This window comes from Natronolimnobius sp. AArcel1 (genome assembly GCF_011043775.1).
Lineage (GTDB): Archaea > Halobacteriota > Halobacteria > Halobacteriales > Natrialbaceae > Natronolimnobius.
The window spans coordinates 365,100-379,091 of the sequence record NZ_JAAKXY010000006.1 but is presented as its reverse complement, the minus strand read 5'-3'; the positions used below and the strand labels follow the sequence as shown (position 1 = coordinate 379,091).

General features: G+C 59.6%; 14 protein-coding genes. 5 read left to right on the top strand and 9 right to left on the bottom strand.

From position 1 onward, the window contains the following. Positions 1-52: 52 nt before the first annotated feature. Both glnA and G6M89_RS19505 read right to left on the bottom strand, forming a co-directional pair. On the bottom strand, positions 53-1,408 hold the full coding sequence (gene glnA / locus G6M89_RS19510) for a type I glutamate--ammonia ligase (protein ID WP_165163570.1): 1,356 nt from the start codon (positions 1,406-1,408) through the stop codon (positions 53-55). A gap of 442 nt (positions 1,409-1,850) precedes the next feature. Then, on the bottom strand, positions 1,851-2,027 hold the full coding sequence (locus G6M89_RS19505) for a hypothetical protein (RefSeq protein WP_165163569.1): 177 nt from the start codon (positions 2,025-2,027) through the stop codon (positions 1,851-1,853). A 106-nt stretch (positions 2,028-2,133) separates the two neighbouring features. Here G6M89_RS19505 and G6M89_RS19500 point away from each other — a divergent pair, with 106 nt between their 5' ends. Then, positions 2,134-2,487, top strand: coding sequence for a co-chaperone YbbN (locus G6M89_RS19500; RefSeq protein ID WP_165163568.1), 354 nt, complete (start codon positions 2,134-2,136; stop codon positions 2,485-2,487). Between the two features lie 2 nt (positions 2,488-2,489). Here the strand turns inward: G6M89_RS19500 and G6M89_RS19495 are convergent, their stop codons facing one another. The 4 genes from G6M89_RS19495 to G6M89_RS19480 all read right to left on the bottom strand — a co-directional run bounded on the left by G6M89_RS19495 (position 2,490) and on the right by G6M89_RS19480 (position 4,804). Further along, complete coding sequence (locus G6M89_RS19495) at positions 2,490-2,747, bottom strand: hypothetical protein (RefSeq protein WP_165163567.1); 258 nt, start codon at positions 2,745-2,747, stop codon at positions 2,490-2,492. A gap of 77 nt (positions 2,748-2,824) precedes the next feature. After that, complete coding sequence (locus G6M89_RS19490; protein ID WP_165163566.1) at positions 2,825-3,043, bottom strand: hypothetical protein; 219 nt, start codon at positions 3,041-3,043, stop codon at positions 2,825-2,827. Positions 3,044-3,132: 89 nt separating this feature from the next. Continuing rightward, positions 3,133-4,161, bottom strand: coding sequence for a PGF-CTERM sorting domain-containing protein (locus tag G6M89_RS19485; protein ID WP_165163565.1), 1,029 nt, complete (start codon positions 4,159-4,161; stop codon positions 3,133-3,135). 367 nt (positions 4,162-4,528) lie between these two features. After that, positions 4,529-4,804, bottom strand: coding sequence for a hypothetical protein (locus G6M89_RS19480; RefSeq protein ID WP_165163564.1), 276 nt, complete (start codon positions 4,802-4,804; stop codon positions 4,529-4,531). Between the two features lie 139 nt (positions 4,805-4,943). Between G6M89_RS19480 and G6M89_RS19475 the strand changes: the two genes are divergently transcribed. The 4 genes from G6M89_RS19475 (at position 4,944) to G6M89_RS19460 (ending at position 11,284) form a co-directional block, all read left to right on the top strand. Further along, positions 4,944-7,859: a DEAD/DEAH box helicase gene (locus G6M89_RS19475; RefSeq protein WP_165163563.1), complete on the top strand. Its 2,916-nt coding sequence runs from the start codon at positions 4,944-4,946 to the stop codon at positions 7,857-7,859. A 130-nt stretch (positions 7,860-7,989) separates the two neighbouring features. After that, positions 7,990-10,032 (top strand): ATP-binding protein, encoded by a 2,043-nt coding sequence (locus G6M89_RS19470; protein WP_165163562.1) that lies wholly within the window; start codon positions 7,990-7,992, stop codon positions 10,030-10,032. A gap of 55 nt (positions 10,033-10,087) precedes the next feature. Next, positions 10,088-10,486, top strand: a complete 399-nt coding sequence (locus G6M89_RS19465; protein WP_165163561.1) for a response regulator — start codon at positions 10,088-10,090, stop codon at positions 10,484-10,486. Between the two features lie 69 nt (positions 10,487-10,555). Beyond that, entirely contained in the window at positions 10,556-11,284 is a 729-nt protein-coding gene (locus G6M89_RS19460) for a protein sorting system archaetidylserine decarboxylase (protein WP_165163560.1), read from the top strand. Between the two features lie 472 nt (positions 11,285-11,756). Here the strand turns inward: G6M89_RS19460 and msrA are convergent, their stop codons facing one another. The 3 genes from msrA to G6M89_RS19445 all read right to left on the bottom strand — a co-directional run bounded on the left by msrA (position 11,757) and on the right by G6M89_RS19445 (position 13,977). Continuing rightward, a complete protein-coding gene (gene msrA / locus G6M89_RS19455; RefSeq protein WP_165163559.1) occupies positions 11,757-12,290 on the bottom strand; it encodes a peptide-methionine (S)-S-oxide reductase MsrA in 534 nt (177 codons plus the stop codon). A 46-nt stretch (positions 12,291-12,336) separates the two neighbouring features. Continuing rightward, positions 12,337-13,248 carry a dihydrodipicolinate synthase family protein gene (locus G6M89_RS19450; protein ID WP_165163558.1) on the bottom strand — a complete coding sequence of 304 codons (912 nt, stop codon included), beginning with the start codon at positions 13,246-13,248 and terminating at the stop codon, positions 12,337-12,339. A 72-nt stretch (positions 13,249-13,320) separates the two neighbouring features. Continuing rightward, positions 13,321-13,977 (bottom strand): 2,5-diamino-6-(ribosylamino)-4(3H)-pyrimidinone 5'-phosphate reductase, encoded by a 657-nt coding sequence (locus G6M89_RS19445; protein WP_165163557.1) that lies wholly within the window; start codon positions 13,975-13,977, stop codon positions 13,321-13,323. Between the last annotated feature and the right edge of the window lie 15 nt (positions 13,978-13,992).

Here is a 13,992-nt window from a genome sequence, read left to right as displayed (position 1 = left end):
CAGACGCGTGAGCCGTGGAGAGTGATCAGTGACGAGAGACGCGGTGTCTCGATTAGAACGTCTCGAGGTACCGATCGAGTTCCCAGTCGGAGACGTCGATGAGGTACTCTTCGAACTCCTGGCTCTTGGCTTCGACGAACTTCGGTGCGACGTGTTCACCGAGGGCGTCGTAGATGACCTCGTCTTCCTCAAGTGCGTCGACGGCTTCGCCCAGGTTCGATGGGAGCGTTTCGATGCCGTACTCGTCGCGTTTTTCTTCGTCGAAGTCGTAGATGTTCTCGCGGATTGGGTCGGGACAGTCGAGGTCGTTCTCGATTCCCTCGAGACCGGCGTGGATGAGCGCGGCGAGCGCGAGGTATGGGTTACACGATGGGTCTGGGAAGCGCGCTTCGATGCGGCTTGCGGCTGGGACACGGGCGGCCGGTTTGCGGATCAGTGCCGAGCGGTTGCGGTCGGACCAGGCAACGTAGACGGGTGCTTCGTAGCCGGGCACGAGGCGCTTGTAGCTGTTGACAGTTGGGTCTGCAACGGCGGTGATTGCCGGGGCGTGTTCCAGAATACCGGCGAGGAACGAGTGAGCCTCTTCGCTCAGGTTGAACTCGTCGTCCTCGTCGTGGAAGGCGTTTTCGCCGTCCTCGGTAAACAGCGAGAGGTGGGTGTGCATCCCCGAGCCGTTGATTTTTGGGATTGGCTTCGGCATGAACGTCGCGTGAAGGTCGTGCTGGGCGGCGATTGCACGGACGACCGTTCGGAAAGTGGCGACGTTGTCTGCCGTCGAAAGCGCGTCATCGTACTCGAAGTTGATCTCGTGTTGGCCTTCTGCAACTTCGTGGTGACTGGCTTCGATCTCGAAGCCCATCTCCTCTAAGCCGTAGATAATGTCGCGGCGAACGTCGCTGGCGAGGTCTTTCGGGGCGACGTCGAAGTAGCCGCCAGCGTCGTTCGTTTTCGTCGTTGCGCGGCCGTCCTCGTCCTCTTCGAACAGGAAGAATTCGGGCTCTGGTGCGGCGTTGACCGTGTACCCGAGCTCCTCAGCACGTTCGATCGCGTTTTTGAGAACGCGTCGTGGATCGCCCTCAAACGGTTCACCACTCGAGGTGTCGTAGACGTCACAGATCATTCGACCGGCAGCGCTGTCCTCGTCGTTGCGCCATGGCAAGACGGCGAAGGTCTCTGGGTCAGGAACGAGGCGCATGTCCGACTCCTGAATGCGGACAAAGCCCTCGATCGACGAGCCATCGAAGTAAATGCCTTCGGTAAACGCCTTCTCGGCCTGACGGGCCGGGACGGCGACATTCTTGACCGTTCCCAGAATGTCCGTAAACTGCAGTCGGAGGAAGTCAACGTCTTCCGCCTCGATTTCGTCCAGTACGTCCTGTTCCGCAGTGGTCAGGTTGTCACCTGTCATCTTCTACTCGAGTAAGGAAATGGATCCTACTATTAAAGCTCTACTGTTGTGGGCGAATATACGCATTCTGCGAGAAAATAGCCCATTCGGTCAATAAGTGATGTGCAGCAATAACAAATAGAGACAAATGGAGACTGTGCTGCGGACCAAACTGAACAATGTCAGCAATGGTCGCCGAAATGGTGTGTACATTCGTCTGAATCTGTACAATCACTCGGGGAATGCCAGGCAAAATATGCGCGAATCAGGGCGTAACATGCAGTCACGCTGTCGCTCACAAACACCAATATTGGGCGTGTGCGCCTGCTACCCCGTTGCAGAACTGTGATGTGGCCGGCGGCTGTCGGAGCGATCACTACGCTGTGGACGCGTGGTAATCGTAGTCTGACACTGCGGACAGACGGTGGCAACTGTGCCATCACTGGACCGGCGAATCCACCCCTCAGTAGCCGGACTCGAGTAGTGACACTCCCAGCAGAATAACGTCGATTTTTGGCGCGAGCGCGCCTCGTGGGTCGTCTGTCGAGTCATTAACAGCCGTAGGCACTCGAGACGTATCAGTCCATTTCTGGATGATCATCGATGGCAGTCCCGACTGCGTTGCGTTCGCGATTGCCAAAACCGGTATGCGAACGCCCCTAGATCGTATATATCCTGCGCGTTCGGTCACTTTCTGTGTCCAACAACGGCGTCAACGGTATCCACTCGTAGACCATATCACACACATGGACGAATTGACGAAACCTGTCCATCTCGAGGACAACGATGCGGTCACACAGTTCATTGAGTCCCACGACGTTGCACTGGTCGAGTGCTATACCAGCGGGTGTACGCTGTGTCAGGCGATGGAACCCGTCCTCGGCAATGTTGCTCGAGAAACCGGGATTCCGATTGGACTCGTCAACCCGAGGGACGATCTAGCGCTGCTCGAGCGCTTTGACGTTCGGTCGGTTCCAGCCCTGTTTCTCTTTCGGGACGGCACTCAGATCGCACACGTGACTGATGGCTTCATGGGCGGCGACGAGGTCGTCTCCTTTCTCGAGACGCACGTTCAAGATGCCGTTTCGGGGTCGGAGTAGTCTTATTCCTCTGGAGTCAATTCGCTCGCATCGACCTCTCCCGCGAGATACTGCTCGCCGAGGTCGGTCAGATCGTACATGCCGGTCATCGGCCGGGTCAACAGTCCGTACTTGGTGAGTTCACGGCATCGGTAGGCGGCGTCGGGGCCGCGACAAATGCCCTCGGATTCGATATGACTTGGCTCAAAAATATCGTCTTCGGCCAGCAACTCGAGAATGTGGTCGTCTTCGGGTTCCATCCACTCTGCCTGGTCGGTCATGGCCGTGTGTACGGGCGTCTCGTTCAAAAATTCGTCTCTCCGTCGTTGTCTCGAGTCTGATCACGTTCCAGCGTCGGTCACTCCTCGAGTAAGCCGAGGTCAGTCGCAACGAGATTGGCGAGTTGGTCGGCGATTTCCGGGTCGACCTGAGCCACGTCCTCACCGTCATGGAGCTGGGTGTTGTGTCGGTCGACTGCGTCGGCCAACTCCGAAAGCGGGATCCGAGATGTCGTTTCGCACGTCGAACACACCACAGGAACGCGAGGCTCCGAATCGGCCGCGTCGTCGTCGGTCATACTCGATACTCCGAGTGCAACTGCCAAAACAGGAGTGGTTCATCACGGCCGACTGTGTCGTCAGCGTGCGAGGCTTGGAAAGACGCTGGTCACTCGCGCGTGCCAGCGTGAATAGCGCGGACACAGACCAGTGCAAGCACGACAACGACTGCGCCAAGCAGGCCGAAGCCGGGCATGCTCTCCCCCTCGTCGACATCATCGCTATCGCCCTCAGACCCGTCGTCACTCGAGGACGGATCGGTGTCGGTGCTATCAGTCTCGTTGTCAGCGTCTGTTTCGGTGTCAGCGTCAGTCTCGGTATCGTCGGATTGGCCAGCGTCGCTCGAGTTCGTGGCGTCTTCGTCGTCGGTGTCTGGTGTATCGTCGGGAGCGATATCCGCATCGCCGTCGAGTTGGAGGACGGCAACGGCCTGTCCGTGTGACCCGTCAGGGTAGTAGGTCCAGCCGCCACCGGCTTCCTCGTACGGTTCGGCGTCCTCGATTGGATCAACGTCTGTATCCCAGGAGTCGTGTGCCTGCTGGATGTAGCCGACGACCTCGATATCATCTGCGTGCTCGCCAGTGACGTCGACAGGGCCGTATTCGACGGTGCCACCATCTTCTGGGAGCCCGTGGATTTCCATGCAGTGAGAGTCCATGTAACCATCGCCCTGTGCGAGGTCCGGACTAGTACCGAACTGGTCAGCATCGAGTGGGCGCTGGTAGTGCTCGGTAAGCGGGTATTCCACGGTGAACGGATCGGTGTGAGAGTGCCAGTCGAGTTCATCACCGGTTGGCATCGTCACCGTTGTTCCGGGGACGCTCTCCCCGACGACGGGTTCGCCGCGCTCATTGACGAGCGTCACACAGAGCTTTCCAGAGCCATCACCGAGATACGGCGAGCGATACTCATCGCGCGGGTTGACGTAACTCACCCAACTGCCATCCGACGCTTCGGCCTCGAAGTACGCATCGCCGGGCTCAGGAACGGGTTCGATATGTGCCTCTTCGGAGACGTTCTGCTGAGTCTCCTGTACTGCCCCAACACCGCCGGCGAAACCGACCGCAACGAGCGCGCCACAGACGACGAGCGCACCGGCTATACCCAGTATCCAGCCGCGGTCATGCAGAGGAGTCATACCTGCGCCTCTGCTTGTATGCGTGCGTTCAACTCCACAGTACTGATGAGTGCCGAAAGGGACTGGTGACCCGCTTGCAGAGCCACCATTGGGGACCAACCAATCAATGAGTGTGACTGTCCTGTCTTGATAGGTGTCATCTCCCCGAGGTACCGGCGATATGCAAATAGCTATGGACCGCATACCACTCGGAAACCGACCCCTTCTATTTCGTTCCCTTACGCAGCGTGCCGTAGGAGACACTTAACCGGGTAGTTCAGCACTCGAGTCGAGCCTAGTACGGCAGATATCGTCCTCGAGAGACATTGCTGTAGCTGGCCAGTCACACGTACACTCGCAAGCGGGAATGAGATGAACTGCGACAAGATCAGCGTGTCCCGAGCAATTGCTCTTCGATAAATCGTTCACCACATGCGGTGAGTTCGTAGTGCACCCGGCCATGTCTGACCGACCGGGCAAGCAACTCGAACTCGAGGAGTGATCTGAACGCACCCTCGTTACCGGTGCGTCGAAGCGACAGAGCGTCACGAATCTCGCCCGCAGATGATGGGCCGTATTCGAAGAGATAGCGCAGAATGTTCTCGCGAATCGTCCGTGTTATCGCAATCGTCGGATTCCAGACGTCTTGATTATTGAGTGACATACACACCGATTGAGACGGCACTGTCGTAAGTCAATTCCAAGCAGAGTGAAAGTGAAAGTAAAGCGGTGGTGTGGCCACGCACGCACACAGGCGCAAGCACACAACAACGTTATGCGGTGGTCGTCCCTACTGGCGGTCGATGACCGACGGGGATGTCGCAGCCTTTACCCACCTCGGTTCGACAGTTCGTGGAGCCCTCTCCGAACGCGGCTTTTCGACGCCGACGGCCCCACAGCGGGTGGCAATTCCACCACTTGCCGCAGGCAACCACACGCTCGTGATCGCGCCGACCGGCAGTGGGAAAACCGAGACGGCGATGTTACCCGTCTTCGATCACCTCGTAGCGACAGATGAGACAACCGACGACGCCGAGGCGGGCGAGCGGAGCGCAGCGACGCGATCCCCGTCGGCGGTCTCCTCCGACGTTGGCCCACCCGAGGGGTTCGGTGCCCTGTACATCACACCGCTGCGGGCGCTCAACCGCGACATGCGCGAACGCCTCGAGTGGTGGGGCGAGTACTTAGATCTCGAGGTCGACGTTCGCCACGGTGATACCACGGATTACCAGCGCAGTAAGCAGGCCACGGACCCACCAGACGTGCTTGTGACGACGCCAGAGACACTGCAGGCGATGTTGACGGGAGAGCGCCTGCGCAAGGGGCTGGCCGACATCTCTCACGTCGTGATCGACGAAGTCCACGAACTCGCCGCCTCAAAACGCGGCGCGCAGTTGGCCATCGGTCTCGAGCGACTGCACGATCTGGCGGGTGAGTTCCAGCGCATCGGTCTCTCGGCGACGGTCGGTGACCCCGGTGAGGTCGGTCAATTCCTCTCGGGTGGCCGGCCCTGCGAAGTGCGAGAAATCGACGTCGGGAGTAACGTCGACGTGACCGTCCACAAGCCAGAGATCACCGACGAGGACGAGACACTCGCCGGGAAACTGATGACCGAACCCGACACCGCGAGTCACGTTCGCGTGATTCGTGATCTCGTCGACAAGCACGAATCAACGCTGATCTTCGTGAACACCCGCCAGACAGCCGAGGCACTCGGCTCGAGGTTTACCGAACTCGAGTTACCGATCGGTGTTCATCACGGTTCGCTCTCGAAAGAGGCCCGAATAGACGTCGAGGATCGTTTTAAGGCCGGTCAACTGGACGGGTTACTCTGTACCTCCTCGATGGAACTGGGCATCGACGTTGGCCGCGTCGATCACGTGATCCAGTACAAGAGTCCACGACAGGTCACGCGCTTGCTCCAGCGGATCGGACGCGCCGGCCACAGCCGCGACGAGGTCTCGAGCGGGACGATCGTCACGACCAGACCGGACGACACCTTCGAGGCGCTGGCGATTGCTCGCCGCGCCCGCGCAGGCGAGGTCGAACCCGCGGCGATTCACGAGGGGAGTCTGGACGTAGTCGCAAACCAGATCCCCGGCATCGTCAAGAGCCGCGGCTCGAGACACATACAGGACGCCTACGCCACGATCACTCGCGCGTATCCGTTTCGCGACCTCACCGAGGAGACGTTCCGCGAGGTCGTCTCCGAACTGAGTCGCAACCGGATTCTGTGGCACGACGAGGGCGAAAATCGCATCGAGACCTCCGGTGGCACCTGGCAGTACGTCTACGCGAATCTCTCGATGATTCCCGACGAGGAGACCTACGACGTCCACGACATCGCCTCGGGCGGCCAGATCGGGACCTTAGACGAGCGATTCGTCGTCAACTTCGCCCAGCCCGGCGAGGTGTTCATCCAGCGCGGCGAGATGTGGCGGATTGCGGAAATCGACGACGAGGAGGGACGCGTAAAGGTCAGCCCTATCGAAGACCCAGCAGGCGAGGTGCCATCCTGGATCGGCCAGGAGATTCCCGTTCCCGCCGCTGTCGCAGGTGAGGTCGGCGAAATCCGTGCTGTTGCAGAACCGCAGTTTGAGGCGGGCGCGGATGCAGCCAGCGTTGGACGCGAATTCGCCGGTCGCTATCCGGCCGACGAGTATACACTGACCGAGGCTTGCGAACAACTCGAGCGCCAGATCGACGGCGAGTCCCCGATGCCGACGGCCGACCGGATCGTCCTCGAGCGCCGGGGCCGAACGGTCGTCATCAACGCCTGTCTCGGCCACATGGCCAACGAGACGCTTGGGCGAACGCTCTCCGCACTGCTTGGCCAGCGGGCAGGGTCTTCAGTCGGACTCGAGACCGACCCTTACCGAATCGAACTCGAGGTGCCAAGTTCGATTGCAACCAGCGACATACTCGAGGTGCTCGAAGAGACCGATCCTGATCACGTCGAGGCGATTGTCAAACTCGGCCTCAAGAACTCGGATGCGCTCGCGTTTCGGCTCGCACAGGTCTCGGCGAAGTTCGGCGCGCTCAAACGCTGGCAAAGTTCTGGATCGGGCCGAATCTCGAACGAACGCCTGCTTGCCGCTCTCGAGGACACGCCGATGTACGCGGAATCCGTTCGTGAGGTGTTCCATGAGGATCTGGATATCGACCGTGCGAGTGCGGTGCTCGAGGGCATTCAGTCCGACGAGATCGACCTCGTGACTCACCGCGGTCGCACACCAGTCGGCCAGGGCGGGCGCTCCTCGGGCGGGAAGGAACTGCTCGCACCCGAAAACGCGGACTCGAGCGTAATTCAGACGGTTCGCGAGCGATTGCAAGACGACCGTGTTATCTTGTTGTGTACGCACTGCCAGGAGTGGAAGGTAAAAACGAAAGTCAAGCGGGTGGCCGATCAGCCAGAGTGCCCCGAGTGTGGATCGACGCGGATCGCCTCGTTGAATCCATGGGCTGAGGAGGTCGTCCAGGCGGTTCGCGCTGCCAAAAAGGACGACGAGCAAGCGGCGATGACCGAGCGTGCGTATCGGGGAGCGAGTCTGGTCCAGAGCCACGGCAAGCAAGCTGTCATCGCGATGGCTGCCCGCGGAGTCGGCCCGCACAATGCCGCCCAGATCATCAACAAGCTTCGGGAGAACGAAGATGAGTTCTACCGAGATATTCTCTCGAAAGAGCGCGAATACGCCCGAACACAATCATTTTGGGATTGATATACGAATCAGTATAGTCCGGATACCGTGACTGAGTACGCCGTTCACACAGTAAGCGCATATGGTTGAGGAGTGAGATGTTTACCAGTACGTCGCAGTCCTTATCCGACGCAGTGGCCAAGGCCATGCAATGGACCCTGATTCGTCGTCCACGCCGTCGACCCATGGGGCGAATTTGAATTCAGATCTGAACGCGTCCCTGCTTTCGGCGGCGGGTATCGCCCGCTTTCGGACGACGACCGACGGAGCGATCATCGACGCGAACGACGCATTCACAGCGCTGGTTGGCATCGATCACAGCGATCTGCTCGAGACCCCATTCTCGAGGCTTGTTGTCGAAGACGAGGCACTCATAGCGCTCACGAGGGCCGAGGGGAATCCAGCCTCGACGACGCTTTCAGTCCGAGCCGCTGCAGGCACACCGGTCGCCTGTGACGTTCATGTCGTCGTTGCAGACGACAACGGCAAAACAGTGATAGACGGCATTATCGAGCAACCATCGGACACATCAACGGCAGCGACATCCGCATCCGATCTCGCATACGGTAAAACGTTCGAGGCGCTGGCGGATGCGCTTCCAGATGGCATTATCGTTCTCGATACCGACAGCAATATTCAGTACGCAAATCCTGCTGTCGAACGAATTCTTGGCTTCTCACCCGACGAACTGGTCGGCTCGAGCAAGGTCACGATCATCCCACCTCGGTTACAACAGCCCCATCTGGACGCCCTCGAGCGGTACCTCCAAACAGGCGAGCGAAATCTTGATTGGACGTATGTTGAACTTCCCGGCCAACACGAGGCAGGCCACGAAGTGCCACTGGGCGTGTCCCTAAATGACTTTACGTACGAAGGGAATCGATACTTCGTCGGTCTCTTTCGCGATATTTCACCCCGGAAAGACGCCGAACGGGCGCTGCGTGAGAAAGTAACTCAACTCGAGGCCGTCAACTACCTCGGCCAGCAGGCGCTCGAAAGCACCGACGCAGATGACTTACTCGAGAGTGCGATCCAGATAGTTGGGACAGCACTCGGTATCGACTGCTGTCTCGTGTTCGAAGTGGAGCCAACGACGCCAGCCGAGGATGACTCCGCGTTGACTGTCCGTGCGGACGTTGGCTGTGATCCTGCACTGCTCGAGAACGAAATGACGACGGGCATTTCTCGCACTGAACCTGCACTGTTGGCGGAGCGGACGCTTCAGTCGGACGACCCAGTCGTTGTCGAATCCTTCGAAGCCGACGACAGAGCTGCGTACTCATCGGTGCTCGCCGACAGCAACATCGAAAGCGCCATGGGTGTCACGATTGGGCCGAACGACAACCCATGGGGCGTACTGGCTCTGTACGACGAGCGTGAACGCGAGTTTGCAACTCATGACATCGAGTTCGTCGTAAGCGCTGCAACAGTGCTTGCGACTGGCATCGAACGCCAACAGTACGAGCGTCGTCTCAACGAACTCGTCGACGAACTCGAGGCTTCGAACGAGCGCTTAGAACAGTTCGCCTACGCTGCCAGCCACGACCTCCAGGAACCGCTGCGGATGGTCACGAGCTACCTCCAACTGATCGAAAACCGGTACGCGACGGCGCTCGACGAAGAGGCCGAGGAGTTCATCGGCTACGCGGTCGATGGGGCCGAGCGGATGCGAGCGATGATCGATGGCTTGCTCGAGTACTCCCGAATCGATACCCAGGGAGCGTCGTTCGAGTCCGTCGACCTCGACACCGTCTTCGACGACGTCATGATGGATCTCCAAATGAAAATCGAAGACTCGAGCGCCGAGATTACGGCTGAGTCATTGCCGACTGTCTACGGCGATGCCAGTCAGTTGCGACAGTTGTTCCAAAACCTGCTGTCGAATGCCATCGAATACAGCGGCGAGGGTCCACCGGAAATAGCCGTCTCTGCCACTCGAGACGGACAGTCGTGGACGGTTTCGGTTGTCGACAACGGTATCGGTATCGATCCAGCGGAAACGGATCGCGTGTTTCAGGTCTTTCAGCGACTGCACAGTCGCGAGGAGTACGACGGCACAGGCATCGGGCTTGCACTCTGTCGACGGATCGTCGAGCGCCACGACGGGCGCATCTGGATCGAGTCAGCGCCCGGTGATGGGACCACCGTCTCGTTTACCCTTCCAGCCGCCACAGCGATTGACGAAGACGTATAGGCGTTCCGGCCGTGGTGCCAAATCATTTATCGTATCCTGATTCCGTTATCTGTCTATGTCATCGTACACCGTTCTCCTCGTCGAAGACAGTGACTTCCTCACCACCCACGTCAGTGATACGTTACAGACAGTACACGGGTTCGACGTCGAAACTGTCGCCACCGCACCGGAGGCTCGATCCGCCCTCGAGGAAACGGGCTACGACTGTCTGATCTCGAGTTACGAACTGCTCGAAGAAAGCGGCCTCGACCTTGCGGCCTCGATCAACGGCGACGCAACACCCGGCATGCCAGATATTCCATTTATTCTCTTTACCGGCAATCCCCTCGAGCCACTCGTCGAAGACGCACTCGAGGCGGGAGTAACGGCGTTCGTGAGTAAGAGCAATCACGCAACGGGAGAGATGAACGTCTTTGCGAACCGGATTCGACTGGCAATCGAAGCACACAGGTAGCCCAGCCTGGCAGTTGGTCGCCCATAGCCGTCCGTAACGGCCATACGAGTCGCGCGCGTGGGGACAGCTATGAACATCGCTCCGGGGGGCTGGAAGTACGCCCTGCTCCCACTGGTGGCCGCCCCGTTCGCGCTCGTCATCAGCGCGACGGCGGCCGTGCTCTCGCTCGCAGTCGGCCTCGGTGTCCTCGCGTTCTTTCGAGATCCAGACCGCAGAGCGCCGCCAACCGGTGTCGTCTCACCAGCCGACGGAAAAGTCTCCGTCTTACGCAAAGAGGGTGACCGCGTCCGCCTCGGCGTCTTCATGAACGTCTGGCACGTCCACGTCATCCGCGCGCCCTTTGGCGGTCACGTCACCGATGTCGAGCACGTCTCTGGTGCCCACAAACCCGCCTTTTCCAAAGAGTCGGACCGAAACGAACGCGTCCACGTCTCCCTCGAGATCGACTCCGACCAGCTTCCCACAACTGACGAACCCAGCAACGCCACCGTCACCCTCATCGCCGGTGCGTTCGCTCGCCGAATCTTTCCCTACACCGAACCCGGCGACGACCTCGAGCGCGGCGACCGACTGGGCCACATTGCCTTTGGAAGCCGCGTCGACCTGCTCTTTCCACCGACGGTCGACATCGATGACATTGCCGTTGCGCCCGGTGAGTCGGTGACTGCGGGCGAAACCGTCGTCCTCGAGTCCGACGGCGAGTTCGATTCGTTCGTCTTCGATACCGACCTCGAGTCGGCTGCCGACGAGGAATCAGACGATCTCGACAATCCCGGTTCATCGGCAAACTCGTCGTAACGAACTGTCAACAGCCGGAACGTGAACACACTCCGTTACTGTTCAGGAGTCACGTTCTCGCCGAACTGCGCCCGAACTTTCTCCACTTTCGGTGCGGCGTGCATCGTACAGCACGCAATCCGAACTTTTTCCACCTCGGGTTCGCTCGCTGGACTCGCTCACCCTCGTGCAAAAACTTCGATGAAAAAGTCCGCTCGCTCCGGGTCGTCGCTCGCGGCTGTTGGACAACTCACTCAGACAGCGAACACACGCAGTTACGTACTCGTCGGCGCGTTCTCGCCGAACTGCGCCCGAACTTTCTCCACTTTCGGCGCAGCATGCATCGTACAGCACGCAATCCGAACTTTTTCCACCTCGGGTTCGCTCGCTGGACTCGCTCACCCTCGTGCAAAAACTTCGATGAAAAAGCCCGCTCGCTCCGAATCGTCGCTCGCGGTGTTGGACGTCTCACTCAAACAGCAAACGCATGCAGTTACGTACTCGTTGGCGCGTTCTCGCTGAACTGCTCGCGCACTTTCTCGACTTTCGGAGCCGCGTGCATCGTACAATACGCATCGTTTGGATTCTTTTCGAAGTAGTCCTGATGATACGCTTCCGCCTCGTAGAACCGCTCGAGTGGCTCGATTTCCGTCACAATCCCCTCGTACAGTCCATCGTTCTCGAGGGCGTCGACGAACTGGGTTGCGGTCTCGAGTTGGTCGCGGTCGTGGGTGTAAATCGCCGAGCGATACTGCGAGCCAACGTCGGGTCCCTCGCGGTCTTTCGTCGTTGGGTCGTGAATCGTAAAGAAGACCTCGAGCAGGTCTGGATAGGTGATCTCGGCTGGGTCGTACTCAATCTGGACAACCTCAGCGTGGCCGGTCGACTCTGCACAGACTGCTTCGTAGGTCGGGTTTTCGACGTGACCGCCAGCGTAGCCGGACGTAACCGTGTTGACTCCCTCGAGTTCCTTGAACGCGGCTTCGACACACCAGAAACAGCCGCCGCCGAACGTTGCGTGTTCCATACCCGCCCTAGGGGGTGAGCGAGGAAAGGGATGACGGATGACTCTCTTAGATCAGATCGAGCGTCCGCAGTGTTCGCTCGAGTTGGACCTCTTCCCGGTCGCTCATGCGCTGGAGCGGCCGACGCATTGGACCGGGGTCGAACTCGACCTCGGGATGCAAGTCGAGTGCGGACTTCACGCCGCCGAGGTAGGGGCCGCGGTCGACTGCCTTCCAGATATCGAAGACGGTGCTCTGGAGTTCTCGAGCGTGTGCCTCCTCGCCCTCGACATAGGACTCATAGAGGTCAACGGTAAGTTCCGGGAAGATGTTCGAGACGGCGCTGACGAGACCCGTACAGCCAATCTCGAGTTCGGCGAACAACAGCGAGTCGAGGCCAGCAAGGTACGTCAGGTCCGGGTTCTGGTCGATAGCCTGACCGAGCCACGCCACATCGCCACTCGAGTCTTTGACACCGACGATGCCGTCGATCGCGGCGATCCGGTCGAGCGTCTCTAACTCGAGTTTGTTGCCCATCCGCGCTGGGAAGTGATAGATGTAGACCGGGATGTCAACCGCGTCGGTGACTTCCTCGTAGTGTTCGACGATGGCCGCGCTATCGATTGGGTAGTAGTAGGGAATACCGACGACGACGGCATCTGCACCGCTTGCCTCCGCATCGAGAGCATACGAGACGGTGTTTCGGGTGCTTGGGGCGCTGACACCGGCGATCACCGGCACTTCGTCGCCCACTTCGTCGACGACGGCTCCGATAACCGCTGCGCGCTCGTCAGGCTTGAGCATCGGGAACTCGCCGTTCGTTCCGAGCGGGAACACCCCGTGGACGCCCCGGTCAACGACGAATCGGGCGTGAGCCGCCGTTGCCTCGAGGTCGAGTTCTTCGTCAGCGGTGTAGGCAGTTATCGTCGGCGGGAGTACGCCGCGGATCGATACGTCATGAGTCGGTCCTGTTGTCGGCATCTGTCGACAACGTCGCGAAAACGTCGTATTAATCTGTCGCTATGTGACTGTCAAAATTAACTCGTATTCTCGTTACGCGTTCCAGACTAACAGCGCGCCGTCGTCGAGTCGCTCGAGTGTCTCGAGTTCGAGCGTCGGAAAGTCAGCGACAAATCCGTCGCCGTCGGCCAGCGTCGGTGCCTCTCGGCCGCCGATGATCTTCGGACCGACGAACACGCGGAGTTCGTCGACCAGCCCGTTTTCGAACAGCGAGAAGATGAGTTCGCCGCCGCCTTCGACCATGATCCGCTCGAGGCCGGCAGCCTGAAGCGCGGCGAACGCGCGCAGGAGATCAACGCGGTCGTCGCCCGCAGTCACGAGTTCTGCACGATCAGCGAGGTCCATCCGTCGTCCAACGGGTGCAGCCTCGCTCACGCAGACGTACGTCTCGGCGTCGTCGTTGACGATTTCGGCGTCAGCCGGCGTTCGTGCCTTCGAGTCGATAACGACGCGGGCGGGATTTTCGGGGTCACCACGCTCGACTCGTCGCTCTCGCAACGTCTCGTCTTTGACGGTCAGCCGTGGATCGTCGGCGAGCACAGTCCCAACGCCGACGACGACGGCATCGCTGTCGGCCCGCAAACGGTCGACGCGCTCGAAATCCGACTCACCGCTGATCGCGATCTGTTCGCGGCGTCTCGAGGAGAGCTTTCCGTCCGCGCTCATGGCGGCGTTGACGACGACGTGCATACGTCTGCTGTGTCG